Origin of the sequence: Amycolatopsis sp. (assembly GCF_035546795.1) — a bacterium.
Lineage (GTDB): Bacteria > Actinomycetota > Actinomycetes > Mycobacteriales > Pseudonocardiaceae > Amycolatopsis_E.
Genome location: NZ_DASZWC010000040.1, coordinates 59,505 through 84,112 on the forward strand (window position 1 = coordinate 59,505; position 24,608 = coordinate 84,112).

Here is a 24,608-nt window from a genome sequence, read left to right on the forward strand (position 1 = left end):
ATCCGGAGGGGCGTCAATGACACGAATCGTGCTGGTCACCGGCGGCAGCAGCGGACTGGGCAAGGCGGTCGCCGCCCGGTTCCGGGCCGACGGCGCCACGGTGGTCATCACCGGGCGCGGCGAAGAGCGGCTGCACGCGACGGCAGCGGCGCTGGACGCGCGCCCGATCCGCTGCGACGCCGCCGACCCCGCGCAGGTGGCGCGCCTGGCCGCGGCGCTGCCGGAGCTGGACGTGCTGGTCAACATGGCCGGCGGCAACACCGACTTCACCCGCTCCGGCGGCGACTCACTGGAGGACACGCTCGCCGCCTGGCGCGCGAACCTGGAGGTCAATCTGCTCAGCGCGGTGCTCACCACCACGGCCCTGCGGGGCGCGCTGCGGCCGGGCGGGTCGATCCTCAACGTCGGCTCCATCGGCGCCGAGTACGCCGGGTCTTCCTACGGCGCGGCCAAGGCGGCGCTCGCGGCGTGGACCGCCGGGCTCTCCGCGCAGGTCGGCCCGAAGGGGATCACCGCGAACCTGATCTCCCCCGGCTACATCGCCGAAACCGGGTTCTTCCACGGAAAACTCACCGACAAGCGGCGGAGCGCGCTCATCGCCGCGACCCACGACGGGCGCGCGGGGCAGCCGGACGACATCGCCGAGACCGCGTTCTTCCTCGCTTCGCCCGGCGCACGGCACATCACCGGCCAGACGATCCACGTCAACGGCGGGGCACACACCACCCGCTGACTAGTTCGCGGGCACGCTGCTGTCCACCGTTTTCCGTTCCCGCAGCAGCGCGGGCACACGCCGGTCGGCGAGCCGGGCCAGGACCGCGAACACCACGGCGATCAGCACGACGAGCACCGCGTTGCGCAGCGCCGAACCGAGGCCGATGCGCGTCACGTCGAGGAACGGATACGGGTACCAGTGCGTGAAGGCGCCCTGCGCGAAGATGTAGACCAGCCAGATCACGGGCCACACGAACGCGCCCGCCACCGTCGCCCAGCTCATCCCGTACCGCGGGCCCAGCACCAGCCAGCCCACGACGAACATCCATGGCGAGACATAGTGGAAGCCGATCGTCGCGGCCAGCGCCCAGCCGGTCAGGTGCACCTGCGGCGCGAGCACGAGGTCGTAGACCACGCCGGTGATCAGGATTCCCAGCAACGCGTCGAGCCGCACCACCCGCCAGACCGGGCCGTCGAAGAACGGCCGCGCCGCGAGCACCAGCGAGGCCGCCAGCACGAAGAGATTGCTCTCGATCGTGAAGTAGCTGAACAGCCGCCAGATCCGGACACCGGCGCCCGCCACCGCGCCCTGCCCGGAGTTCGCGTCGGCCCCGCCGGTGAACAACAGCACGAGCTGGATCACCAGCGAGACCACCACGACGACCGCGATGAAAGCGTGCCACCACCGGGAAATCCGCACGGCCACTGCCCCCTCCTCCGTTCACCGGACTGCCCGGACCTTAGCCCGCACAGCGGCCGTGCGCCTGCGGACGAGGACTACACCCGCTGCCGCCGCACCCACCAGATGCCGATGCCCAGCGCGGCGGCCGCATACAACGCCAGCACGCCGAGACCGGACCACGGCCCGATCGCGGTGTCGTAGCGGTGCACGGTCTGCTGGATGGCGAACCCGGCGGCCGGGGTGATCCGCTCGAGCCACTGCGCGGCCGCGGCGGGCAGCGCGGTGCCGATGATCCTCGGCAGCAGGAGCAGCACCAGCGCCGTCGCGATGGCGACGCGCCGGCTCCGGACGAACATCGCCACGCCCAGGCCGAACACCCCGGCCAGCGCCAGCAGCAACGGCGTGCCCAGCACGGCCCGCAGCACCGCCGGTTCACCGAGCGAGGGGACGAAGATTCCCTTGCCGCGCACCAGTTTCGCGCCCAGCAGGTAGCCGCCGAACGCGGCCGCGAGACCAGCGGCCAGTGCGGCGGCGGCCAGCGCGGCCGCCTTCGCCGCGAGCACCGGCCCCCGCCGCGGCACGGCGATGAACGTGGTCCGCAACAGCCCGCCGCGCGACTCCGCGGAGAACGTCAGCACGGCGAGCGCCACGATCGCGACGAGCCCGATCATGATGCTGGACAACAGATCCCGCGCCCGGTCCCCGGTATACGGGGTGAGCCCCAGATCACCCGCGGCGGGCACGGTGAGCACGGGCCCGTCCGACGCCGGCGCGCTCCACGGCGGCAAGGTCTGCGCCAGTACCGGGGTCACCGCCACGTTGTCGAAAACGGCGGGTACCGGCCCGGTCCGCTCCTCGATGGTCTCCCCGCCGAGCCCTCGGCTCACCGCGATCGAACCCGGGGCGGTGGCGAACAACCCGGTCTCGATCCGCTCCCCCAGCCCGTGCACCGTCATCACGCCGAGCTGGGTCCAGGTGGCCCCGTCCGCCGATTCGTACCCGGTGATCAGCGCGTCGGTGCGGGTGAGCTTCAGCCAGTGCGCGTCCGCGCTACCGGTGGCTTCGGTGCCGAAACCGGTCTCCAGCCGCGTTCCCTGGCCCGGAGCCACGGCGATCGCCGCGTACGGGGAGCCGGGTTCGGTGCCCGCCCGGACCATCAGCCCGGCTTCGGCGCCGGTGTCCTTCTCGTTCTGCGACACCAAGCGCGCGACGAGCGTGCCGTTGCCGGTCATGGTGCGGTGCAGGAAACTCGCGCTGTCCGCGTACTGCCCGAGCGGGCCGGCGGTGTGGGCGTCGCCGTCCCGCGTCGTCGCCGCGGCCACCAGGAGCGCGGTGCCGATCGTGAGCACCGCCGCGGCCACGATGGTGAGCAGCCAGCCCGGCACCGTGCGCAGTTTCGTCCACTCCGCCCGGAACAGTTGCGGGAACCCGTCGTTGCCACGCGGGAGGGAACTGCGGTAGCTCATGCGGGCACCTGCTCAGCGCTCTTCCTGGTCACTTCGAGATACGCCTCTTCCAGCGACGGCTGATGCTCGCTGACCCCGGAGAACGGCACGACCCCTTCGCTGAGCACGCTGACCACGCGGTCGGCGGACAGCCCAGCCACGGTGATCGCGTCCGTACCACCGGCCGTCACCGTCGCCCCGGCGTGCGCGAGGACGGTGATCGCCTCCTGCCGGTGCGAGGTGTGCACCGCGACCAGCCCGTCGGAGGCCGCCGCGAGCAGGTCGGAAACGCTGGCGTCGGCCAGCAGCCTGCCGCGGCCGAGCACCACCAGCCGGTCCGCCATGCCGTCGAGATCACGCATGGCGCGACTGGAAACCAGCACCGCCCGGCCCTGCGCGGCCAGCGACCGCAGGAGGCCGCGAAGCCAGCCCGCGTCGTCCACCGACAGCCCGTCGAACGGCTCGTCCAGCAGCAGCACCGGCGGATCGCCGAGCAGCGCCGCCGCGAGTTCCAGGCGCCGCACCATTCCGGGCTCGAGCCCGCCCGCGGCGCGTTTGGCCACCGGGGTCAGGCCCGTCAGCTCCAGCACCTCGGCGACGCGCGCGGCGGGCAGCCCGTTGGACTGGGCCAGCCAGCGCAGGTGGTCGCGGGTGCGCCGGGCCGGATGCGGACAGGCGCCGCCGAGCACCGCGCCGGCCTCGCGCAGCGGGGCGCGGAGGTCGCGGTACTGGCGGCCGCTGATCAGCGCCATCCCTCGATCAGGGCGTTCCAGGCCGAGGAGCACACGCAGCGTGGTGGTCTTGCCCGCGTCGGCAGCTCCCCCGAAGCCGGTGACGTGACCTGGGGAAACGGTGAACGAAAGATCGTCGACGGCCACGACGGGGCCGTAGTGCTTACGCAGCCCGCGTACCTCGATGGTGGCTTCCATGACCGAGAGACTACGAACCCCGCCGGGAAGCGCTTCCCGGTCCCCGCCCGGTTCTGGCGAAAAGGACCCCCAACGGCACCCGGAGACCCCCAGAATGACCGGATGAAGGCAATCCGGGACTGGCCGCTGCTCGACGGAATCGTGCTGGGTGTGCTCGCGACGGCCGAGGCCGTGCTTCGCGCGGGTGACGTCGGCGCGGTCGCCGTGGTACTGGGCCTCGCCGCGACGGTGCCACTGGCCTTCGCGGCGCGCCATACCCTCGCCGCCCTGCTCACGATCGTCGTGGCGACGGCGCTGACCTCGTTGTGCTACCGGGGATTCCCGGCGGTCACCGGCCTGCTGGCGCTGGCGGGGGTGTGCCTCCTGCTGGTGCGGGCCCGGATGCGGCAGGCACGCGCCCGACGAGACGAGCGGGCGGCGGTGCGGGATCGTCTCCGGGAACTGACCGTGCGCGGGGAACGCGCCCGGATCGCGTGGGAGCTGCACGACGTGGTCGCGCACCGGGTCTCGCTCATCTCGGCGCGGGCCGAAGCCGCGCGGCTGAGCACGCCCGAACAGGCCGGGGCCGGCCTGCTCGCGATCGGCGAGACGGCGCGGATCGCGTTGCTGGAACTGCGACGGCTGCAGGACGTACTCCGTTCGGACGCGGGCGACGAGCCAGTCCGGCCGCGGCCAGGGCTCGGCCAGTTGCTCGAACTTCTCGACCACACAAGGGAAAGCTCCGGGGCCGACGCGCGGCTGATCGTGTCCGGGCTGGTCAGCGCGCTGGATCCGGGGGTGGAGCTGACGGCCTACCGGATCGTGCAGGAGTCGCTGGCCGGCGTCGACGGCTCCCCGGTGGATGTCGAACTGCGCTTCACCGGCGAGGATCTCCGCGTGCTGATCCGGGAGGCCGGGGCACTGGCCCCGGACAGCCCGGAACTGCTCGGCTTACGCGAGCGCGTGGCCACCGTCGGCGGAGAGCTGCGCACCGGCCCGGCGCCGGGCACGAGGTTCCTCGTGGAGGCGCGGCTCCCGGTGGCGTGAGTCAGCCGATCGCCGCGCGCACGAACTCCCCCGGCCCGGTCCCGGCCCGCGCGAGCACGGTGCCGTCGGCGGCCCGGATGCTGGAGCGGCCCGACGCGGGGTCGAAACCGCCGCCGGTCGAGCCCGCGAAACTGGCGACGGCCACCCAGACCCCGTGCTCGGTGGCGATCCGGTGGGCGCGCTCGTCCTGCACATCCCCCTCAGTCATGAGCTTCGCCGTCGCCGCGACGTACGCGTCGATGCCCAGCGCCGCGGTGTCCGCCGCGTGCGCCGGCACCCCGGTGTCCTTGCAGATCGCCAGCCCCAGCCGGAAACCGTCGACCTCGACCACCGCCGGCGCCTCCCCCGGCCGGAAGTATCCGGGCTCCGGCCCGCCGAGGTTCATCTTGCGGTAGGCCACCGAAACACCGGCGCCGTCGATGGCGAACAGCCCGATGTGCGGCCCCGGCACGGGCGCTCCGGCCAGCGCGAGCGCCCCTGTCTCCACGCAGGCCGCCACGATCGGCCGCAGCCTCGGGTCGCCGGGCGCGATGGGTTCCGCGTCGAGTTCGTAGCCGGTCAGCGACAGCTCGGGGAAGACGACCACGCGCGCCCCGGCCGCGCGCACCAGCCGCGCATGTTCGGCCGCGTTGGACTCGACGTCGTGGGAGATCGACAGTGGCTGCGCCACGGCAAGGGTGAGTGGGTCACGCACCCGTTCAGGATGTCAGCCCGAACAGCGGCAGGCACGCGCTCAAGCCCTCGATCTCGACCTCACAAGGGCTGCGCCAGTCCGCCCGTGCGAGACGCAGCCGGTGCTCCACGGTCAGCTCGCCGCGCACGACCTGCCGCTCCACGCCGTCCTGGCGATAGCCGAGCTTGCGGGACACCTCGTAGGACGCCACGCTCCCCGCGAACGCCGACGACACCGCCTCCTCCGCGCCCAGCCCGGCGAACGCCAGCTCCAGCACGGCCGCACGCATCTCGGTGCCGATGCCCTGGCTCTGGTGCGCGAGCCCCAGCCACGAACCGGTGTGCACCTCGCGGGTGATCGCGAACTCGCGCGCGCCGACGCTCTGCCTGCCGACCGGCTCACCCCGGCGGAAGACCGTCAGGTGCAGCTCCCAGCGCGCCGGCTCCCACGCGCCGAGCCACCGCCAGTGGTGCTGCAGCACCGAACGCGCCACGTCCTCGGGCGGCTGCTCGGTCCACGGCACCCGGAACGGCAGCACGCCCGGCTCGTGCACCCCGGCCGCGGCGACCTCACCCAGCGCCGCCAGCTCCTCCGGCCCGGGCAGCCGGAGCTCGAGCCGCGGCGTACGCAAGCGCAGCCCCACCAAGGGAAACCGGTCCACCAGCACCGGCCCCATGGTGCCGGGTGCGCGCCCGCGGCGGCAACGGTTTCAGCTGATGTTGACCATCCACGAGATGCCGAACCTGTCGGTGCAGTAACCGAACTCGTCGCCCCACATCTGCTTCTCCAGCGGCACCGCCACGGTGCCGCCCTCGGACAGCTTCTCCCAGTAGCCACGCAGCTCGTCGCCGCTGTCCCCGCTGAGGCTGACCGAAATGTTCGTGCCAGGGCTGTACTCCATTTCGGGCGGGGTGTCCGCGGCCATGATCGTGTACCCGCTGCTGGTTTCGAGCATCCCGTGCATGATCCGGTCCGCGTGCGGCACGTCGGGCTGCCCGAACTCGCCGAACGTGTTCAGCGTCAGGGTGCCGCCGAAGACGTCGCGGTAGAACTCCAGCGCCTGGCGCGCGTTGTCCCGGAAGCTGATGTACGGGTTGAGTCGCGAGGACATGGCAATCTCCTTCGATCGGCCTTGCCGGTTCATCGGAAACGATCAGTTCGTGGTTACAGAAGTCCGAAGTGGACCTGCGACGATCACCCCCATGGTCGACCACGCCTACACCGACGAGCGGCTCGCCGCGCTCTACGACGCCCTCAACACCGGCCGCGCCGACGTCGAGTTCTACCTGCCACTGATCGCGGCCGCCGAAGCCGTGCTCGACGTCGGCTGCGGCACCGGCACGCTCCTTCACGAAGCGCGCCAAGCCGGGCACACCGGCCGGCTGCGCGGCCTCGACCCGGCGCCCGCGATGCTCGCCAGGGCACGCGAACGCACCGACATCGAGTGGCTGCCCGGCGATCTCCGCACGGCCCCGCAACCGCCGGGGTTCGATCTGGTGGTGATGACCGGGCACGCGTTCCAGGAGCTGCGCACCGACGACGAGCTGCGCGGCACGCTGGCCGCCGTCCGCGCCGCGCTCCGGCCGGGCGGCCGGTTCGCGTTCGAAACCCGCAACCCTGCCGCCCGCGCGTGGGAACGCTGGACTCCGGAGCACGCAAGGGAAATCACCGTCGGTGGCGAGACCGTCCGGGTCACGCACGAGGTCGGGACGCCGCCGGGCGACGGGCTCGTCCGGTTCACCGAAACCTTCACCGGCGCGGACTGGGAAGACCGCAGTACGAGCGTGCTCCGTTTCACCGGCGAAGCCGAACTGGACCGCTTCCTCGCCGAGGCCGGCCTGCGCGCCGTCGAGCGGTTCGGCGACTGGGACCATGGGCCGGTGACGCCGGACAGCCCCGAACTCATCACAGTCGCGACGGTGGTCAAACCCGCCGTGGGTCGATAACCTACTGAGCGATCGATAAGTACTTGTCGAGGAGGACAACGTGAAGGTTTCCGACGGTGTGGCGCTGGTGACCGGCGGCGCCTCGGGGCTCGGGCTGGCGACGGTCCGCGCACTGCACGGCGCCGGCGCCAAGGTGGCCATCATCGATCTGCCCACGTCGGACGGCGCGAAGATCGCCGCGGAGCTCGGCGACTCGGCGGTGTTCACCCCCGCCGACGTGACCAGCGAATCCGACGTCACCAAGGCATTGGACACCGCGGCCGGACTCGGTCCACTGCGGACGGTCGTGAACTGCGCCGGCATCGGCAACGCGATCAAGACCGTGAGCAAGAAGGGCGCCTTCCCGCTGCCCGACTTCACCAAGGTCGTCACCGTCAACCTGATCGGCACCTTCAACGTCATCCGGCTCGGCGCGGAACGGATCTCCCACAACGAACCCATCGGCGAGGAACGCGGTGTGATCATCAACACCGCCTCGGTCGCCGCCTTCGAAGGCCAGATCGGCCAGGCCGCCTACTCCGCGTCCAAGGGCGGCATCGTCGGCATGACCCTGCCGATCGCCCGCGACCTTGCGAGCCTGCGGATCCGCGTGGTCACCATCGCCCCGGGCCTGTTCCACACCCCGCTGTTCGCGGCGCTGCCCGACGAGGCCATCGACTCGCTCGGCGCGCAGGTGCCGCACCCCTCCCGGCTCGGCGACCCGGCCGAATACGCCGCGCTGGCCAAGCACATCGTGGAGAACCCGATGCTCAACGGTGAGACCATCCGGCTCGACGGCGCGATCCGGATGACGCCCCGGTGACCGCCTTCGACACCCTGCTCGAAAAGCACGCCCACCACGTCGGGCTGCGCGACCGGGTGCTGCGCTGCCCGATCGCCACCGGCGCGGCGGGCAACTCCCTCGACGCGGGACGGATGACGAGCGCGACCGAGCTGCTGCAAGCGGTCGCCCAGGGCGAAACGAACGCCGTCGGCGCGGTGCTGGTGCACAGCGAGGGCGCCAACTTCTGCACCGGTGGCGACGTGAAGGCCTTCGGTTCGGCCGAGGACCCCGGTGCGTTCGTCACGGAGCTGGCGAGCACGTTCCACGAGTTCATTCTGGCGGTGACCGGCGCGCCCGTGCCGGTCGTCGCCGCCGTCAGCGGCTGGGCCGCGGGGGCGGGCATGAGCATCGCGCTGGCCTGCGACATCGTGGTCGGCGGGCCGGGCACCAGGTTCCGCCCGGCCTACCCGTCGATCGGGTTCTCGCCCGACGGCGGCATGTCCTGGACCCTGCCGCGGATCATCGGGCCGACCCGCGCGCGGGACCTGCTGCTCACCGACGGGGTCCTCGACGGCGAGGAAGCCGGCCGCCTCGGCGTGCTCAGCCGGTTGGTCGCCGACGACAAGGTGCTCGCCGAGGCCGAGGAGATCGCGGGCGGGCTGGCCAAGGGCCCGACCGGATCACTGGGCCGGATCAAGCGCCTGGCCTGGGAATCGACCGGCCGGGACCTGGCCGCGCACCTGGCACACGAGGCCCGCTCCATCGGCGAATGCGCCGCGAGCCCGGCCGGGCGCGAGGGTGTGCGCGCCTTCGCCGAACGGCGGCCCGCCGACTACTCCGGCTCCTGGTGAGCCACCCGATCAGAAAGGAAACGAACGTGCCGGGACCCTTGGAGGGACTGCGGGTGGTCGAACTGGCCGGGATCGGGCCGGGCCCGCACGCGGCCATGGTGCTGGCCGACCTCGGCGCCGACGTGGTGCGGGTCGAGCGCCCGGCCATGGACTTCGACCCGACCGGCGAGCACCCGGACTTCCTGCTCCGCAACCGGCGTTCGGTCGCGGCCGACCTCAAGTCCGCCGAAGGGCTGGCGCTCGCGCGGCGGCTGATCGCGAAGGCCGATGTGCTGCTGGAGGGCTTCCGGCCCGGGGTCGCCGAACGGCTCGGCCTCGGCCCGGCGGACTGCCACGAGCTCAACCCGGGGCTGGTGTTCGGCCGGATGACCGGCTGGGGCCAGGACGGGCCGATGGCGCCGCGCGCCGGGCACGACATCAACTACATTTCGCTCACCGGCGCGCTGCACGCCATCGGACGCACGGGTGAGCGGCCGGTGCCGCCGCTGAACCTCGTCGGCGATTTCGGTGGCGGGTCGATGTTTTTGGTGGCCGGCGTGCTGGCCGCGCTGTGGGAACGGCAGCGGTCGGGGCTCGGGCAGGTAGTGGACGCCGCGATGGTCGACGGCGCCAGCGTGCTGCTGCAGATGATGTGGGCCTTCCGCGGCGCGGGCAGCTGGAGCGATACGCGCGGCGTGAACCTGCTCGACGGCGGCGCGCCCTACTACGACACCTACACCTGCGCGGACGGCCAGCACATCGCCGTCGGCTGCCTGGAGTCGCAGTTCTACGCCGAGTTCCTGAAAGGGCTCGGCCTCGACGGCGAAGACCTGCCGCCGCAGACCGATCGCACGGGCTGGCCGGTGCTGCGCGCCCGGTTCACCGCGGTCATCGTGAGCAAGACGCGGGACGAATGGGCCAAGATCTTCGACGGCACCGACGCCTGCGTCACCCCCATCCTCACGTTCGCCGAAGCGCAGCACAACGCGCATCTGTCCGCACGCGGCACACTGGTCGAAATCGACGGCGTCCCCCAGGGCGCGCCCGCGCCGCGGTTTTCCCGTACCCCGGCGGCGAAACCGACGTCGCCGCGCCCGGCGGGCGCCGACACCGAAGCGGTGCTGGCGGACTGGGACGCTTAACCGTCCAGTTCGTCGATGAGGCCCCACTCCAGGGCCGTCGTCGTGTCCATCGGGCGGCCCGAAAGCGCGAAGAACAACGTGCGCCAGCGGCCTACCCGGCGCGGGATGCTGACCGTGCCGCCCGCGCCGGGGATCAGGCCCATCCCGACCTCGGGCAGCCGGAACGTGGTGCCGGGCCGCGCGATCACCCGGCCCGCGAACGCGGGCAGTTCGATCCCCGCGCCGACACAGCTGCCGTGCACGTGGACTTCGGCCTTCGCCGCCAGCCGGTGCAGCAGCAGCCCGGCCCCGCCACGGGTGCGGACGAAATGTGCGGTGGTGAGGTCCGGGGTGGTGCCGAACTCGTCGAGATCGCCACCCGCGGAAAACGACGGCCCGGCGCCGGTGAGCACCACCCGCTCGATGCTCTCGTCCAACTCGGCCAGCCGGAGCGCCTCGACCAGAGCGTCACGCACCTCGCGGCCGTAAGCGTTGCGCCGCTCGGGCCGGTTCAGCGTGATCGACAACTCCGCCCCCGCCCGCGCCACGCGCACCGGCTCGGCCGACGGCGGCGGCAGCGGGCGTGGGCCGCGCCCCTCCAGCCACCGCGCGAACTCCGCGCCGCCGAGCAGGGTCGAGTAGGCGAAGGACTCCAGGTCCAGGGCGGATCCGACGTCCACACCACCGGCGCGCAACACCTGGGCGAGGACGAGTGCGGCTTGCGGATTCGCTTGTGCGGCCTGGCGAAGCGCCTCCGCGTCGGCTTCCGGGTCTGCCGAGACGACGAACTCGGGCCCCGCGACCGTGCCGGGCGGGACCAGCGTGACGTCCAGCCGGGCGGCGAGATCGGGCCGGGACGCGTCCGGGGCGAGGCCGACCAGGATCCGGTCCCCGCGCGGCGGCGGGTTTGCGCCGACCACCTCGAGCGGTTCGTCCAGCAGCGCGGAAAGGTCAGGGCCCATAGCTGGCAAACCTTACCAACGCGCCGGTTTACGACACCGGCCAAGGCGGTGCGCCTCGAGGGCCGGCGCCGAGTGTCCACAATGCACGGTCCGCCGGGCCGGATCGGTTTCGCTGTGGCAGGGTGAGGCCGTGCCCGCCCGGATCCTTGACCGGCTGACCGACTGGACCGTCGCCGGCCCGCTCATCGCCGTCGTCGCGCTGGCGTTGAGCTGGGGCCGGAAGCTGCCCCTGCCGCTGGTACTGCTGGTCGCCGTGTGCCTGGCCGCCGCCGTGCTGGCCGCCGTGCATCACGCGGAGGTCGTGGCGCACCGGGTCGGCGAGCCGTTCGGTTCGCTGGTGCTCGCGATCGCGGTCACGGTGATCGAGGTGGCCCTGATCGTCACCCTGATGGCCGGTGGCGGTGCGAAGACTTCGTCGCTGGCGCGGGACACGGTCTTCGCCGCCGTGATGATCACCTGCAACGGGATACTCGGGTTGTCCCTGCTCGTCGGGGCCTGGCGGCACCGGGTGGCCGTGTTCAACGCCGAGGGCACCGGCGGGGCGCTCGCGACGGTGGCCACCCTGGCGACGCTGAGCCTGGTGCTGCCCACGTTCACCACCAGCCGTCCCGGCCCGGAGTTCTCCCCCGCGCAGCTCGCGTTCGCCGGGGTTGCCTCGCTTGTGCTGTACGGGCTGTTCGTGGCGATGCAGACCGTCCGGCACCGCGACTACTTCCTGCCCGTCGAGCAGGGCGGCGACGAGCACGCGGCGCCACCGAAGGCCAGTGCGGCCTGGTTCAGCCTGGTCTTCCTGCTCGTCGCGCTCGTGGCCGTGGTGGGTGACGCGAAGGTCGTCTCGCCCGCGATCGAGGACGGCGTGAGCAAGGCCGGGTTGCCGCAGGCTGTCGTGGGTGTGGTGATCGCCTTGCTGGTGCTGCTGCCGGAAACGATCGCGGCCCTGCGCGCGGCGCTGCGCGACCGGGTTCAGATCAGCCTCAACCTGGCGCTGGGCTCGGCGATGGCGAGTATCGGGCTGACCATCCCGGTGATCGCGCTGGCCTCGATCTGGCTGCCCGGCGCGCTGCTGCTGGGCCTGGACAGCACGCATCTGGTGCTGCTGGCGCTGACCGTGGTCACCGGCGTGCTGACCGTGGTGCCCGGTCGCGCGACGCTGTTGCAGGCCGGGGTGCATCTCGCGCTGTTCGCGAGTTTCCTTTTCCTGGCGGTCAATCCCTGACCGGGGGAACGCGCGCCCGGCGTGGGGAGGTCGCGGAGATCAGTAACGGCGACCGGGAAAGGTGCGACGCAAGAATGTGCACCGGAGACGATGCCGGACAATCACGAGGAGTGAGGAGCATCGGCGAATGTCCACCCGAATACCGCACCGGGAAAGCTTGTTGGCCGCTTGTCCGGTGCCGAACCGGAGGGCATCGTGGTGAAATTGCCCCCTGCTCTTGATCGACACGCCGTGCCCTACTCGAAGACGGGAATCGTGGCACACAGCACGCAAACTGTGCTTGTGCGCGCCCGAGCATCCGCAGACGCAAGCCGGAGATGAACGGAATGGACACTCCCACAGGACGGCGCATCGAGGAGATCTCCGCCGCGCTCGCCGACCCCGAAACGTGGCTGGAAGAGATCCGGCTGGAACGCACCCGGGCCGAGGCGAAAGCCACGAACCTCGTCCGGGAACACCGGGTACGCAACAAGAACGACGCCCACGCCGGTTCGGCGGGTTAAGCCAGCAGTTCCGCGCCGAGTGTTCTCATCTCGGTGACCAGCACCTGCATCGCCAGGGTATCGCTCGTCGGCACAGCGGACCCGGCCCTGCTCCTCGAACTGGCCAAGGTGACAACGCCGGTGATCAGCGAGCGGTCCGGGTCCTCCAGATAGACCGGCACGGAGAGGAAGGACTCCCAGCGGGACCGGTAACGCTTTCCGCCGGTCGTCGGGTGTGGTGGTTGCACCTCGTCGAGATCCACGTACTGCGGTCTGCCTTCGGTGAAACACCGTACCGAAGCCTGTCCGGAATCGAGCTCGAGTTCGGTTTTGCGCAGCAGCCCACGCCCGACCAGCACGCCCATCGAACTGCCCCAGAGCGCGAGCCGCCTCGACTTCTCCGGGTTCCACCGAGCCCAGATTTCCAATTTCACCAGTTCCACACCGTCGATTTTCTCGTCGCCGAGATCCCATCTCCGCCGCAGATCGGCGGAAAAATCGCGAAGCCGGCCGAAGGCGTCGTCGATGAACGCGTCATTGTCCGACCGCGCTTCCCAGTCCTCCCACCAGTCCATCAACCGCCGGCCATAGCTACGGCGTTCGTACCCGGCCGGATCGACGAGATTTTCGCAGACGATGAGCTCTTCGAAGAACTGCCCGATCTGCACTTTGAAATCCGGGACCAGGCCGATCAGGCCGAGCAGGCCGAATCGTCCTCGCAGATGCTTGAGCAGTGCCGGAACGTGGTGTCCGGGATATGCGGCCAGCCCGGTCGACTGCATCGGCATGAGTACGTAGCGAGGCTTTCGCGTGCGGGTGAGCGCGAACGCGTCGATCAAGGGTGGATCCGTGAGGCTCGCCCCGACCACAAGGACCGCTATCCCGGGCCGGTCGATGAGATTCATCAGCCGCGCCACGGTTTTCCCGCGATTGTCCGCGTAGTCCGCTTCGTCGAGAACTATCGGCCCGGTCACCCGGTCGTTGGGCGGGATCCGGCCGTGCAGGTACACCAGGCGCACCACCCCGAGTTCCGGCGCGGTCGGCTGTACCTTCGTGCGCGGACTGGAACGCCCCAGTGTCTCCACATGGAGTCCCGGTCGCGGTTCGTCGATGGCCGTGAGCCTTTTCAGCTCGTTGTCGATCGCCTGCTCGATGTAGGTGTCGTAATTGGTGGTGGTGATGGTGATCCGTTTTCCGGCGCGCGCGGCATTGACCGCATAACGGGAGAGGGTGTCCACGAGCCTGCCGCCTTTCCAGGTATTGCGGCGGTACAGCTCGGCCCGCAGCGCCGAAGCGATGTAGTCGAGCTGAGCGGCTTCACCCGGATACCGTTGGACGCAATGCTGTCTGAGGACGGAGGCCAGCCGTTGCGGATTGCCGATCGCCCGTTCCAGTTTCACGAGATCGGCATCCTCGATATAAGGCCTGTTCTCGTCGTCCCTCGGCCGCAGGGAATGCATGATCAGATCGGTCCAGCCCAGTCCGGTCCGGTCGATGGTCACGCCGGCGCCGCAGTAGAGCACCACCTCGTCGTGCCCGGCCAGCTCGACGAGCGCCTTCTTGATCTCGCCGCGATGGAAGAATTGACTGTCGCTGCGCCGGAAACGGGCGTCGTCGAGCGTTGTCACGTGTTCCGCTGCCGTCATCTCGCCTCGATGATCTTCGACCTGGCACCATTCGACTGCTGCTAAGTCGTCGCTCGCTGTGAGAGTGGCGTTACGGCAGTGCCCCGAAAAGATGCCCGTCCTCGACCCGCACCGGGAAACTACCGCGACGGCGGCCGTTCACCGGCAGTACACCGGCGCCGGGACATCAGCACGAGCGCGCCCGCGAGCACCAGCGCGCCACCGGAGAACGCGATCGGGAGCACGTCCACCCCGGTCGAAGCCAGCTCGATGATGACCGTCACCGTCCCGGTGTACGTCGCGCCGGTGGGGTCGACGGCGGCGTAGTGGATGGTGTCCTGGCCCATGAACCCGCTGTCGGGGATGTAGGTCAGGCTGCCGTCACGGTCGACGGCGACGGCGCCGTGCACCGGTTTGCCGGCATCCGTGGCGGTCAGGCCGTCCGGCAGCTTGATCACCACCGGGGTGCCCGGCGGGGTGGAAACGGTGGTGCCCGGCGCTTCCCGCACCACCGGCGGGGCGGTGGTCCAGGGCGGGGTCGCGGCCGGGCAGGCGAGCGTCAACGCCACGCCGGAAGTGTCGGCCGTGGCGGACACGGCGCGTCCGGCGGCCGGGCCCGCGGTGTCGCCCCCGGCCGCGTCGGCCGCGACCTGGTACCGCCCGGCGGCGATGCCGGTGAAGCTGTAGGAACCGTCGGTGACGGTGGCATCGCGCACGGGCGATCCGGTGGCGTCGAGCAGATGCACGGTGGTGGCCGGGGCGGGTGCGCCGCAGTCGGTGCCGACCGTGCCGCTGATCGTCACGGGCAGCGCGGCCAGCCAGATCTGGTAGACCGGGATGCCCGCCTGCACCGAGAAGGTGAGCGTCAGCGAGCGCACCGGCACCGTGGGCCGGAACCAGCCTGACGCGCCGCCGGTGTCCGCGACATTGCCGGTCAGCGTCGCGGTCCGCTGATCCCAGCGCGGGACGTCCGTGAACGGGCCGGGACCGGCGCAACCACCCGGTTTCGGCGTGTTCTGGCAGTAGTTGAACGCGCTCTGCCAGCCGAGAGCCGCGGTGGGCAGTGCCGCGCCGTCCGCGTCGGTGGCCGCCACCCGCACCTTGTCGGCGTCGACGTCACCCAGCGCGAAGCCCCAGCCCACGGGGGTGGGCGCGGCGAACGTGATCGTGGTGACCGACGGAGCGCCGCCGGCGGCGGCGCGCGCGAAGAGATACTGCTGTCCCTGCGAACTGCCATAGGCTTCGCCGAACGGCGTCGACGAACCCAGGAAAGCCGAGGTGGCAACGCTGGTCGAGGTGCTCGTCGTGGTGAACTTCGCAGCAGGGAACCCGGCGAGCGGCACGGTCACGGTGCCGGTCTTGTCCCACTGGCCGTAGCCCGAGCCGTCCGGCGCGGCCGCCGCCGATCCGGCCGGCAGGCCGAGCGCCACCGCCCCCAGGACAGCGATGTGAACGAGGCGGCTGAGCGGCATGGCACGACACTCCTGGCTGGCGGAGAAGCGGCGGAACTCCACAACCGCATCAACGTAACCAGTGGTCCAGGCCATTCGACGGCCGCAACACGCCGTCTCACCCCATCGTGGAGCCGCACTCACCCAGCGGATGGGTCACCCTGCGCGGATCGGCCCGGCGGGAGGTGAGCAGGTCGTAGGCCGGCATCGTGACCCGGCCCTTTCTTCGGCGCGACAGCGCACGCCACCCCCGCCCCGATCGCGCACTGTTCAACGGTCGACGGCGCTGGGGACCGGTTCGGTGGCGGGGGTTGCGTTGCCGGGTCACCGAAAGCTGAGCGCGGCCGCGAAACGGTCCAGTGATTCCTTGATCTGCGGTCGCCGGACGGGCGCGGATCGTCGTACTGCGACAGCAGGACGTGGGCGTCGGCCGGCAGGCCCGAGATGCGGCCGAGATACTCCCGCACCATGCCCGCCACCGCTTCCGGGGTGAAGCGCCGGAATCCGGGCAGCCGGGCCATTTCCGCGGCCCTCCCGTCGTCCAGCGCCGGTTTCGCGCAACGCGCGAACGCGCCATCCAGAACCACCGGTGAGTCTACAGTGGACAGCCAGGTCCAGGCCGCGTGCACGTCGTCGAGCGGGACCGGCTACCGGCACCGGCCAGGCGGTACCCGGCCGAAAGCCCGGACACCCCGGCAGGCGCCTCGCCCATGTCCAGCCCACCCCGTGCGAAAACTGCCGCCGTGCGCCCGCGACAGCGTGCCGCTGCTACAGCCGCGCGGGCGGCAAGTGCGTACCGGGACGGGCCCGTGCGGTCCGTCGAGTTCGCTGTAAGCCACGACGACGCAGGGATCGGACCACTCCGCCGGGCCGGACGAAAACTCCCCCGCGCGCTGCCGGGCGTCGATGCCCTGCCGGCTGCCGCCTCCTCGGCCTCAACGTCGCGGGCGGTGAACCACGAGTCTGCGCGCGCTCACCCGGCGGCGAGCCCGCGCAACAGCGGAAGGTACACCTCGTCGACCAGTTCGGCGATCGTCTCCGCCGAAACCCGGCTGCCGCACGTGATGGTCTCGTTGCGCACCAGGTCCAGCGGCACCATCGCCACCCGCGGCGAGATCTCCACCGGCGGCAGCTCACCACGCTCGGTGGCCGTGCGGACGACGGCGCGCACCGTGTCACCCAGCGGCGCTCCCCGCAGCCGTTCCCGCAGCAGCCCGGCGACCTCGGGATGCCGGAAGGCCTCCCCCATCACCCCGGCGATCATCTCCGACATCATCCGGTCGGCGCGGCGTGCGATGCGGGTGAACAGGACTATGAGGTCACCGCGCAGGCTGCCGGTGTCCGGCGGGCTGGGCCGGCGCGGCAACTGCCTCTTGGTCCACGCCGCGAGCACGAGCTCGGCCCGGCTGCCCCAGCGCCGGTAGATCACCGGCTTGCTGGTGCCCGCTCTCGTCGCCACCGCCTCGATGGTGAGCGCGTTGTAGCCCACCTCGTGCAGCTCGTCCCAGACCGCGTCGAGAATGGCCGACTCGAGCTTTTCCCCACGGCGGCGGGGCTTCGCCTGCTCAGTCACCGGCACCTCTAAAATACGTTGCGTTTCCTATTGGCCAGGTCTACATTACCCCATATTAGATACGTTTGGTTTCTTCCTGGGGGACACCCTTGCTACTTCGCCTCTTACGCACCCACCTGCGGCCGTATCGCCGCGAGCTGACCTTCGTGCTGATCCTGCAGCTGGTCGGCACCATCGCCTCGCTGTACCTGCCCGGGCTGAACGCCGACATCATCGACAAGGGCGTGGTCCGCGGCGACACCGGCTACATCCTCTCCACCGGCGGCTGGATGCTCGGCGTCACGCTGGTGCAGGTCATCTGTTCGGGCAGCGCGGTCTACTTCGGGGCCCGCGCGGCCATGGGTTTCGGCCGCGACGTGCGCGCCGCGATCTTCTCCCGCGTCGGCGGGTTCTCCGCCCGTGAGGTCAGCCGGTTCGGCGCGCCGTCGCTGATCACCCGCACCACCAACGATGTGCAGCAGGTGCAGCTGCTCGTGGTGATGGTGTGCACGCTGCTGGTCGCCGCGCCGATCACCTGCGTGGCCGGGATCGTGCTCGCGCTCGGCGAGGACATCGGACTGTCCTGGCTGCTGCTGGTGTGCGTGCCCGCGCTGCTGATCTCCATCGGTTCCATCGTGATCCGGATGGTGCCGCAGTTCCGCCGCATGCAGGAACGCATCGACGAGGTCAACCGGGTGCTGCGCGAGCAGCTGTCCGGCATCCGCGTGGTGCGCGCGTTCGTCCGGGAGCCCGCGGAGACGCGCCGTTTCGCCGACGCCAACCGGACACTGACCGGCACAGCGCTGCGCGTGGGCCGGTTGCAGGCGCTCATCTTCCCCACCGTGATGCTGATCCTGAACGCCTCCAGCGTCGCGGTGCTGTGGTTCGGCGCGCACCGGGTCGACACCGGCGAAATGCAGATCGGCTCGCTGACGGCGTTCCTGAACTACCTGATCCAGATCCTGATGGCCGTGATGATGGCGACCTTCATCTCGATGATGATCCCGCGCGCCGCCGTCTGCGCCGAGCGGATCGAGGAGGTGCTCGACACCGACTCCTCCGTGCTCCCGCCCGCCGCACCGGTGCGTGAACTACGGCGCAGCGCGGAGCTGGAGCTCTCCGGCGTCGAGTTCCGCTATCCCGGCGCGGCCGACGCGGTGTTGCGCGACATCTCCTTCCGCGCCACGGCGGGCACCACGACGGCGATCGTCGGCAGCACCGGCGCGGGCAAGACCACGCTGGTCAACCTGGTCCCCCGGCTGATCGACGTCACCGCCGGCGCGGTGCGCGTGGACGGGGTCGATGTGCGCGAGCTGGAACCGGAACTGTTGTGGAGCAAGGTCGGGCTGGTGCCGCAGCGGCCGTATCTGTTCAGCGGCACCGTCGCGAGCAATCTCCGCTACGGCAATCCCGACGCCACCGACGAAGAACTGTGGCAGGCGCTGGAAATCGCGCAGGCGACGCAGTTCGTGTCCGAGATGCCCGGCGCGCTCGAAGCACCGATCGCCCAGGGCGGCACGAACGTCTCCGGCGGCCAGCGGCAGCGGCTCTCGATCGCGCGGGCGCTCGTGCGCCGCCCGGAGATCTTCCTGTTCGACGACTCGTTCTCCGCGCTGGATCTGGCCACCGACGCGGCCCTGCGCGCCGCGCTCCGCCCGCACACCGGTCAGGCGGCCGTCATCGTCGTCGCGCAGCGCGTCTCCACCATTCTCGACGCCGACCGGATCCTGGTGCTGGACAACGGATCCCTCATCGGCGACGGCACCCACCACGAACTGCTGGCGACCTGCCCGACCTATGTCGAGATCGTGGAGTCCCAGCTGACCCCGGAGCAAGCAGCATGAGGACTGCTCGCAGCTCCGAATCATCAGACACCATGCCGGCCGACGCGAAGACGCAGCCACGGCTTGCCGCGTCCGACAAGGAGTGCGCATGACGAGCACTGAAAACAGAACACCGGCGGCGCGCCCTGGGGGCGGTCCGATGGGCCGGGGCATGCCCGGGATGGGCATGCCGGTCAGCAAGGCGAAGAACTTCGGGCCGTCCGCGCGGCGGCTCGCCGGCCGGATGCGGCCGGAGCGGATCAGCCTCGCCGCCGTCGTCACCCTCGGGGTGGCGGCCGTGGCGCTGTCGGTCGCCGGGCCGAAACTGCTCGGCGAAGCCACCGACGTGATTTTCGACGGGGTGCTCGGCCGGTTGCGCGGGGTGCCCGGCGCGGGCATCGATTTCTCCGCGCTGGCGGGGAAACTCGGCTGGGTGCTCGGGTTGTTCGTCGCCTCGTCGCTGTTCGCGTACCTGCAGGGCCGCCTGCTCAACGCCGTCGTGCAGCGGATCATGTACAGACTGCGCGCGGACATCGAGGCGAAGCTGCACCGGCTGCCGTTGCGGTACTTCGACGGACAGCCGCGCGGTGAGCTGCTTTCCCGGGTCACCAACGACATCGACAACATCTCCACCACGATGCAGCAGACGCTCAGCCAGCTGCTGACCTCGGTGCTGACCGTGCTCGGCGTGCTGGTGATGATGCTGGCCATCTCGCCGCTGCTGGCCCTGATCGCGATCGCGGTCATCCCGATTTCCATCATCGTGACGGCGCGGATCGGCAAGCGCTCGCAAAAGCAGTTCATCGCGCAGTGGAAGTACACCGGCACGCTCAACGCGCATATCGAGGAGGCGTTCAGCGGGCACCAGCTGGTGAAGGTGTTCGGCAGGCAGCGTGAGTCGGAGGAACAGTTCCGGCGCCGCAACGACGACCTGTTCGGCGCCGCGCTCGGCGCGCAGTTCGTGTCCGGGCTGATCATGCCCGCGATGATGTTCCTGTCCAACCTCAGCTACGTGGTGGTCGCGGTCGTCGGCGGGCTGCGGATCACCTCGGGCGCGATGACGCTCGGCGAGGTGCAGGCGTTCATCCAGTACTCGCGCCAGTTCACCCAGCCGCTGACGCAGGTCGCGTCCATGGCGAACCTGATGCAGTCCGGGGTCGCGTCCGCGGAGCGGGTGTTCGAACTGCTCGACGCCGAAGAGCAGGAGCCCGACGCGGCCGACGCCGAGGTCGCTCCGGAGCGGCACGGCCGGGTCGAGTTCGAGGAGGTCAGCTTCTCCTACCGGCCGGAGCAGCCGCTGATCGAGGACCTGTCACTGGTCGCCGAACCGGGTCAGACGGTCGCGATCGTCGGCCCGACCGGCGCGGGGAAAACCACGCTGGTGAACCTGATCCTGCGGTTCTACGAGCTCGGCGCGGGGCGGATCACGCTCGACGGGGTGGACATCACCAAGCTCAAGCGGGAGGACCTGCGCTCGCAGATCGGCATGGTGCTGCAGGACACCTGGCTCTTCGGCGGCACGATCCGGGACAACATCGCCTACGGCAGGCCGGACGCGACCGGGGAGGAGATCGTGGCCGCCGCGAAGGCCACGTTCGTCGACCGGTTCGTGCGCACCCTGCCCGAGGGCTACGACACGGTGATCGACGAGGAAGGCAGCAACGTCAGCGCCGGGGAGAAGCAGCTGCTGACCATCGCCAGGGCGTTCCTGGCCCGGCCGTCGCTGCTGATCCTCGACGAGGCGACCAGCTCGGTGGACACCCGCACCGAAGCGCTGGTGCAGCACGCGATGGCGGCGCTGCGCACGTCCCGCACGAGCTTCGTGATCGCGCACCGGCTCTCCACCATCCGCGACGCCGACCTGATCCTGGTGATGGAGTCGGGCCGGATCGTGGAGCAGGGCACGCACGACGAGCTGATCAAGTCCGAGGGCGCCTACCACCGGCTCTACTCCGCGCAGTTCGCCAAGGCCGAGGTGTCCACAGTGGACTGATCACGCGGCGCCGAACCGGTCGCCCCACTCGTGCAGCCGCGTCCGCAGCTCCGGTGGCGCCAGCACGCGGAACCGGGCGCCGGTCATCCCCAGCGCCATGATCGGCCAGTCCAGGGAGTCGGTCGTCATCCGCACCCGGCAGCGGGTGGCGCCGGCTTCCTCGACCGTGCTCCACCGGCCGATCCGTTCGCGCACGGCCTCCGCCGGGGCTTCGAGGACCGCCTCCACCCGGTACGGGTTCGCCTGGCTCTCCAGACCGGCGCGGACGAACTCGGCGGCGTCCGCGGCGGGCAGTTCCCGCGGCCGGAACCGCGCGCCGGTCGTCTCCGGGGCCGAAAGCCGGTCCACCCGGAACCGGCGCCAGTCGTGGCGGTCGAGGTCGTAGGCGGCGAGGTACCAGCGGTGGCCGAGCGCGACCAGCCGGTGCGGTTCGACGTGCCGGCCGGACTCCCGGCCGCCGGCCGCGGTGTAGGCGAACCGGAGCCGTTCGTTGTCCCGGCAGGCCAGCGCGACGGTGGTGAGCACAGCGGGGTCGACGCCGGCGTCCGCGGAGCTGCCCCAGGCCGCCGGCACCGTCATCGCGCGCAGCGCGTCGACCCGGCGGCGCAGCCGGGCCGGCATCACCTGCACCACCTTGGCCAGCGCGCGTACCGAAGATTCGGCGATCCCCTCCACCGCACCCTGCGTCGCGGCCTGCAGCCCGACCACGAGCGCGACAGCTTCTTCGTCGTCGACCACGAGCGGCGGCAGCGCGGCGCCCGGCGCGAGCTGGTACCCGCCGTCCACGCCACGCTGCGCCTCGACGGGATAGCCGAGTTCGCGGAGCCGGTCGACGTCCCGGCGCAGCGTGCGCACCGAGACCTCCAGCCGGGCGGCCAGCTCGGTGCCCGGCCAGTACCGGTGGGTCTGCAACAGGGAAAGCAGGCGCAGCGTCCGGCTGCTGGTGTTCGCCATGTCCTTCATTCTGCCCCGCATTGAGGACAGAAAGTGGCCGCTATGCCCGATAGCTTGGTTTTCAGACCCGACGAGGAAGGTGAGCACGATGACCGCACCCGAACCGACCACCGGCGAACGCGCCGACATCCTGGACACCCTGGCCAAGGCAAGGCATTTCCTGCGCTTCACCGTCCGCGACCTGACCGACGAGCAGGCCGGGCGCCGGACCACCGCGAGCGAACTGTGCCTCGGTGGCCTGATCAAGCACGTGACCTCCGTCGAGCGGAGCTGGGTGGACTTCATCCTCGAGGGCACCAAGGCGATGCCGGACTTCACGGCGATGACCGAGGCGGACTTCCAGCGCCGGGCCGAGGAGTTCCGGATGCTGCCGGGCGACACGCTGGCCGGAATCCTCGCGGAGTACGAAAAAGTGGCCACCCGCACCGACGAAGTGGTCACGACATTGGCCGATCTCGACGCGCGGCAGACGTTGCCGAAGGCCCCGTGGTACGAGGGCGTCGCGACCCAGTCGGCCCGCCGCACACTGCTGCACATCGCGAACGAGACCACTCACCACGCCGGCCACGCCGACATCATCCGCGAGTCCCTCGACGGCGCGAAGACGATGGGCTGAGCCGCGGGCCGCCGGGTCAGCCCCAGACGCGTGAGGCGAGCCGCACGGTGAGATCGAGCTTGCGGCGCTGGTCGTCCCAGGTGAGCGGGTTGCCCTGCACCTCGGAGGCGAACCCGCACTGGGGACTGACCGCGAGCCGGTCCAGCGGCACCTGGCGCGCGGCTTCGTCCACGCGGCGGGCCAGCGCGTCCAGGTTCTCCAGCTCGCCGCTCTTCGTGGTGATCAGGCCCAGCACGACGCCGACGCCTTCGGGCACCTGGCTCAGCGGCCCGAACCCGCCCGCGCGTTCGGTGTCGTACTCCAGCAGCCAGTGGTCGACCGGCAGCGAGGCGAACACCTCCGCGGCGATCGCGTCGTAGTGGCCCTCGTTGAACCACTGGCCCCGGTAGTTGCCGCGGCAGATGTGCATACCGACCCGGACCCCGCGTGCGCGCAACGTTTCCACGATGGTCCGGTCGGCCTCGACGCACCGGCGCAGCAGCTGCCGCGGGTCGATACCCTCGGCCTCGTACATCGCGATCATCCGGGGGTTGGCGAAGCTGATCAGGCAGGGCGCGTCGATCTGCACCTGCGGGACACCGTCGGCGGCCAGCGCCTCGGCCTCCTGCCGGACGATCGCGGCAAGGTCTTCGACGATGTCGGCGCGGCTCGGGTACTGTCCGTCGCTGACCCCGGCCTGCCAGTTGGCGACCACGAAGTTGGTCACCTCGGGCACGGAGATCTTGAACGGGCCGGGCGCGTGCCGGGCCAGGATGCGCGCCTCCCTGGCGGTGAACCGGTCACGGTAGGCGAGCTTGCCGCCGATGAGCTTGAGGATCTCCCCGTCCTCCCGCGCGGTCTCCCCCGACTGCCACTCCAGCGATGGGGCCTGCTCGACGAAGCCGTCGGAGTTTTCGGTGAGCCGGCTCATGAAATCGGTGCGCAGGTACTCCCCGTCGGTGTAGCCGCCGATCCCGGCGTCCCGCTGCAGCCGCAGCGCCGCCACGATCGACTCCTCCTCGATCCGGCGCAGCTCTTCGAGGCCGAGTTCGCCTCTCGCGTACCCGGCCCTCGCCCGCAGGAGCGGTTCCGGTCGCAGCAGGCTGCCCACATGCGTCGCGCGGGGAAATTCGTCCATGAGCGGAACGTAGCCGGGCGCGTCCGCACCGGGCTGTCAGCCGGCGGCCGGTGGTGTCGCTTGTGGACGGACAGCGGTACGGGAGCGGTCCGGGGCCACTGTGCTCAGTGGCCCTCCACCAGGCGGGCCAGGTTCTCCAGCGACATCCGGGTGCCGGTCTCGTTGTCCTCCGGCGGGACCGCGTCCGGCAGGCCCTCGTGCGTCATGACGATCTCCGTGCCGCTGCCCGCGTCGGTGAGCGAGGTGGTCATGGTCATCTCGCCGCGCAGGGCTTCGTCCCCGGTCTCGAACTCGATCACCTCGACCACCTTCTCGTCGGGCACCAGCTCGGCGAAATGACCTTGGTAGGTGTCGGTCCGCGCGCCGGACTTGCCCGCCTGGCCGGGCGCGTCGTAGGTGAGCGAGACGCGGAAGCGACCGCCCTCGCGGGCGTCGAACTCGTGCACCTCACCGGTCATCCCGTCCGGGGCCCGCCATTTCGCGACCGCCTCGGGGTCGGTCAGCGCCCGGAAGACGTCGGCACGAGCGGCATTGACGTACCGGGACACCCGCGTGGTGTACATGCGGGCGAGCCTAACCCGAACCGGCGTCCCCCGGCCGGATTCGTGCCGAAACCGTGCCGGAACGGTGCGCACCGTGACGAGCGATCACCGGACGTGCCGGGCTGTGACATTCGGGCCGCCGATGA

The 24,608-nt window shown here is 70.9% G+C and carries 24 protein-coding genes; 11 read left to right on the plus strand and 13 right to left on the minus strand.

Annotation, left to right across the window (positions count from 1 at the left end):
• Window positions 1-16 precede the first annotated feature (16 nt).
• Window positions 17-733, plus strand: coding sequence for an SDR family oxidoreductase (locus VHD82_RS23390; protein ID WP_325707738.1), 717 nt, complete (start codon window positions 17-19; stop codon window positions 731-733).
• Here VHD82_RS23390 and VHD82_RS23395 read toward each other — a convergent pair whose 3' ends face one another.
• The 3 genes from VHD82_RS23395 to VHD82_RS23405 form a co-directional block, all read right to left on the minus strand.
• Entirely contained in the window at window positions 734-1,420 is a 687-nt protein-coding gene (locus VHD82_RS23395) for a Pr6Pr family membrane protein (protein ID WP_325707740.1), read from the minus strand. It abuts the gene before it with no gap.
• A 71-nt stretch (window positions 1,421-1,491) separates the two neighbouring features.
• The gene (locus VHD82_RS23400; RefSeq protein WP_325707742.1) at window positions 1,492-2,862 is read right to left on the minus strand and encodes an ABC transporter permease subunit; all 1,371 of its coding nucleotides are present in this window, start codon (window positions 2,860-2,862) and stop codon (window positions 1,492-1,494) included.
• Window positions 2,859-3,770 (minus strand): ABC transporter ATP-binding protein, encoded by a 912-nt coding sequence (locus VHD82_RS23405; RefSeq protein ID WP_325707745.1) that lies wholly within the window; start codon window positions 3,768-3,770, stop codon window positions 2,859-2,861. The genes VHD82_RS23400 and VHD82_RS23405 overlap by 4 nt, the downstream gene beginning before the upstream one ends.
• Window positions 3,771-3,872: 102 nt before the next feature.
• Here VHD82_RS23405 and VHD82_RS23410 point away from each other — a divergent pair, with 102 nt between their 5' ends.
• Entirely contained in the window at window positions 3,873-4,796 is a 924-nt protein-coding gene (locus VHD82_RS23410; protein WP_325707748.1) for a sensor histidine kinase, read from the plus strand.
• A 1-nt stretch (window position 4,797) separates the two neighbouring features.
• Here VHD82_RS23410 and VHD82_RS23415 read toward each other — a convergent pair whose 3' ends face one another.
• From VHD82_RS23415 to VHD82_RS23425, 3 genes are read right to left on the minus strand one after another with little or no spacing between them, the layout of a single operon-like run.
• Complete coding sequence (locus VHD82_RS23415; protein WP_325707751.1) at window positions 4,798-5,490, minus strand: carbon-nitrogen hydrolase family protein; 693 nt, start codon at window positions 5,488-5,490, stop codon at window positions 4,798-4,800.
• 4 nt (window positions 5,491-5,494) lie between these two features.
• On the minus strand, window positions 5,495-6,136 hold the full coding sequence (locus VHD82_RS23420; RefSeq protein ID WP_325707754.1) for a GNAT family protein: 642 nt from the start codon (window positions 6,134-6,136) through the stop codon (window positions 5,495-5,497).
• 42 nt (window positions 6,137-6,178) lie between these two features.
• Window positions 6,179-6,580, minus strand: coding sequence for a VOC family protein (locus tag VHD82_RS23425; RefSeq protein ID WP_325707757.1), 402 nt, complete (start codon window positions 6,578-6,580; stop codon window positions 6,179-6,181).
• 91 nt (window positions 6,581-6,671) lie between these two features.
• Between VHD82_RS23425 and VHD82_RS23430 the strand changes: the two genes are divergently transcribed.
• The 4 genes from VHD82_RS23430 to VHD82_RS23445 are packed head-to-tail and all read left to right on the plus strand — an operon-like array spanning window position 6,672 to window position 10,150.
• The gene (locus VHD82_RS23430; RefSeq protein ID WP_325707760.1) at window positions 6,672-7,415 is read left to right on the plus strand and encodes a class I SAM-dependent methyltransferase; all 744 of its coding nucleotides are present in this window, start codon (window positions 6,672-6,674) and stop codon (window positions 7,413-7,415) included.
• 40 nt (window positions 7,416-7,455) lie between these two features.
• On the plus strand, window positions 7,456-8,217 hold the full coding sequence (locus VHD82_RS23435; protein WP_325707763.1) for a 3-hydroxyacyl-CoA dehydrogenase: 762 nt from the start codon (window positions 7,456-7,458) through the stop codon (window positions 8,215-8,217).
• Entirely contained in the window at window positions 8,214-9,029 is an 816-nt protein-coding gene (locus tag VHD82_RS23440; RefSeq protein ID WP_325707766.1) for an enoyl-CoA hydratase/isomerase family protein, read from the plus strand. Before VHD82_RS23435 ends, VHD82_RS23440 begins: the two co-directional genes overlap by 4 nt.
• 26 nt (window positions 9,030-9,055) lie before the next feature.
• Window positions 9,056-10,150 carry a CaiB/BaiF CoA-transferase family protein gene (locus tag VHD82_RS23445; protein ID WP_325707768.1) on the plus strand — a complete coding sequence of 365 codons (1,095 nt, stop codon included), beginning with the start codon at window positions 9,056-9,058 and terminating at the stop codon, window positions 10,148-10,150.
• Here VHD82_RS23445 and VHD82_RS23450 read toward each other — a convergent pair.
• A complete protein-coding gene (locus VHD82_RS23450; protein ID WP_325707771.1) occupies window positions 10,147-11,091 on the minus strand; it encodes an enoyl-CoA hydratase/isomerase family protein in 945 nt (314 codons plus the stop codon). The genes VHD82_RS23445 and VHD82_RS23450 overlap by 4 nt on opposite strands.
• Window positions 11,092-11,221: 130 nt before the next feature.
• Here VHD82_RS23450 and VHD82_RS23455 point away from each other — a divergent pair, with 130 nt between their 5' ends.
• The gene (locus VHD82_RS23455) at window positions 11,222-12,307 is read left to right on the plus strand and encodes an ionic transporter y4hA (RefSeq protein WP_325707773.1); all 1,086 of its coding nucleotides are present in this window, start codon (window positions 11,222-11,224) and stop codon (window positions 12,305-12,307) included.
• 326 nt (window positions 12,308-12,633) lie between these two features.
• Window positions 12,634-12,810, plus strand: a complete 177-nt coding sequence (locus VHD82_RS23460) for a hypothetical protein (RefSeq protein ID WP_325707776.1) — start codon at window positions 12,634-12,636, stop codon at window positions 12,808-12,810.
• Here VHD82_RS23460 and VHD82_RS23465 read toward each other — a convergent pair.
• From VHD82_RS23465 to VHD82_RS23475, 3 genes are all read right to left on the minus strand, one after another.
• The gene (locus VHD82_RS23465) at window positions 12,807-14,435 is read right to left on the minus strand and encodes an SIR2 family protein (protein WP_325707779.1); all 1,629 of its coding nucleotides are present in this window, start codon (window positions 14,433-14,435) and stop codon (window positions 12,807-12,809) included. The two genes, VHD82_RS23460 and VHD82_RS23465, sit on opposite strands and share 4 nt — an antisense overlap.
• A 119-nt stretch (window positions 14,436-14,554) precedes the next feature.
• Window positions 14,555-15,886: an Ig-like domain-containing protein gene (locus VHD82_RS23470; protein ID WP_325707782.1), complete on the minus strand. Its 1,332-nt coding sequence runs from the start codon at window positions 15,884-15,886 to the stop codon at window positions 14,555-14,557.
• 952 nt (window positions 15,887-16,838) lie between these two features.
• Window positions 16,839-17,438 (minus strand): TetR/AcrR family transcriptional regulator, encoded by a 600-nt coding sequence (locus tag VHD82_RS23475; RefSeq protein ID WP_325707785.1) that lies wholly within the window; start codon window positions 17,436-17,438, stop codon window positions 16,839-16,841.
• 89 nt (window positions 17,439-17,527) lie between these two features.
• Between VHD82_RS23475 and VHD82_RS23480 the strand changes: the two genes are divergently transcribed.
• Window positions 17,528-19,261: an ABC transporter ATP-binding protein gene (locus VHD82_RS23480; protein ID WP_325707788.1), complete on the plus strand. Its 1,734-nt coding sequence runs from the start codon at window positions 17,528-17,530 to the stop codon at window positions 19,259-19,261.
• An 88-nt stretch (window positions 19,262-19,349) separates the two neighbouring features.
• Window positions 19,350-21,233 (plus strand): ABC transporter ATP-binding protein, encoded by a 1,884-nt coding sequence (locus tag VHD82_RS23485; RefSeq protein WP_325707791.1) that lies wholly within the window; start codon window positions 19,350-19,352, stop codon window positions 21,231-21,233.
• Here VHD82_RS23485 and VHD82_RS23490 read toward each other — a convergent pair whose 3' ends face one another.
• Window positions 21,234-22,187, minus strand: coding sequence for a YafY family protein (locus tag VHD82_RS23490; RefSeq protein ID WP_325707794.1), 954 nt, complete (start codon window positions 22,185-22,187; stop codon window positions 21,234-21,236). It lies immediately after the preceding gene.
• Window positions 22,188-22,275: 88 nt separating this feature from the next.
• Between VHD82_RS23490 and VHD82_RS23495 the strand changes: the two genes are divergently transcribed.
• A complete protein-coding gene (locus VHD82_RS23495; RefSeq protein WP_325707797.1) occupies window positions 22,276-22,803 on the plus strand; it encodes a DinB family protein in 528 nt (175 codons plus the stop codon).
• A gap of 16 nt (window positions 22,804-22,819) precedes the next feature.
• Here the strand turns inward: VHD82_RS23495 and VHD82_RS23500 are convergent, their stop codons facing one another.
• A complete protein-coding gene (locus VHD82_RS23500) occupies window positions 22,820-23,920 on the minus strand; it encodes a cobalamin-independent methionine synthase II family protein (RefSeq protein WP_325707799.1) in 1,101 nt (366 codons plus the stop codon).
• Between the two features lie 104 nt (window positions 23,921-24,024).
• Complete coding sequence (locus tag VHD82_RS23505) at window positions 24,025-24,483, minus strand: SRPBCC family protein (RefSeq protein WP_325707801.1); 459 nt, start codon at window positions 24,481-24,483, stop codon at window positions 24,025-24,027.
• Window positions 24,484-24,608 lie beyond the last annotated feature (125 nt).

What these genes read in the sequence shown, in the direction of transcription:
- VHD82_RS23390 (WP_325707738.1), top strand. Translation starts at nt 17, where the DNA reads ATGACACGAATCGTGCTGGTCACCGGCGGCAGCAGCGGACTGGGCAAG.
- VHD82_RS23400 (WP_325707742.1), bottom strand. Translation starts at nt 2,862, where the DNA reads ATGAGCTACCGCAGTTCCCTCCCGCGTGGCAACGACGGGTTCCCGCAA.
- VHD82_RS23405 (WP_325707745.1), bottom strand. Translation starts at nt 3,770, where the DNA reads ATGGAAGCCACCATCGAGGTACGCGGGCTGCGTAAGCACTACGGCCCC.
- VHD82_RS23410 (WP_325707748.1), top strand. Translation starts at nt 3,873, where the DNA reads ATGAAGGCAATCCGGGACTGGCCGCTGCTCGACGGAATCGTGCTGGGT.
- VHD82_RS23425 (WP_325707757.1), bottom strand. Translation starts at nt 6,580, where the DNA reads ATGTCCTCGCGACTCAACCCGTACATCAGCTTCCGGGACAACGCGCGC.
- VHD82_RS23430 (WP_325707760.1), top strand. Translation starts at nt 6,672, where the DNA reads ATGGTCGACCACGCCTACACCGACGAGCGGCTCGCCGCGCTCTACGAC.
- VHD82_RS23450 (WP_325707771.1), bottom strand. Translation starts at nt 11,091, where the DNA reads ATGGGCCCTGACCTTTCCGCGCTGCTGGACGAACCGCTCGAGGTGGTC.
- VHD82_RS23460 (WP_325707776.1), top strand. Translation starts at nt 12,634, where the DNA reads ATGGACACTCCCACAGGACGGCGCATCGAGGAGATCTCCGCCGCGCTC.
- VHD82_RS23465 (WP_325707779.1), bottom strand. Translation starts at nt 14,435, where the DNA reads ATGACGGCAGCGGAACACGTGACAACGCTCGACGACGCCCGTTTCCGG.
- VHD82_RS23470 (WP_325707782.1), bottom strand. Translation starts at nt 15,886, where the DNA reads ATGCCGCTCAGCCGCCTCGTTCACATCGCTGTCCTGGGGGCGGTGGCG.
- VHD82_RS23485 (WP_325707791.1), top strand. Translation starts at nt 19,350, where the DNA reads ATGACGAGCACTGAAAACAGAACACCGGCGGCGCGCCCTGGGGGCGGT.
- VHD82_RS23490 (WP_325707794.1), bottom strand. Translation starts at nt 22,187, where the DNA reads ATGGCGAACACCAGCAGCCGGACGCTGCGCCTGCTTTCCCTGTTGCAG.
- VHD82_RS23495 (WP_325707797.1), top strand. Translation starts at nt 22,276, where the DNA reads ATGACCGCACCCGAACCGACCACCGGCGAACGCGCCGACATCCTGGAC.
- VHD82_RS23500 (WP_325707799.1), bottom strand. Translation starts at nt 23,920, where the DNA reads ATGGACGAATTTCCCCGCGCGACGCATGTGGGCAGCCTGCTGCGACCG.
- VHD82_RS23505 (WP_325707801.1), bottom strand. Translation starts at nt 24,483, where the DNA reads ATGTACACCACGCGGGTGTCCCGGTACGTCAATGCCGCTCGTGCCGAC.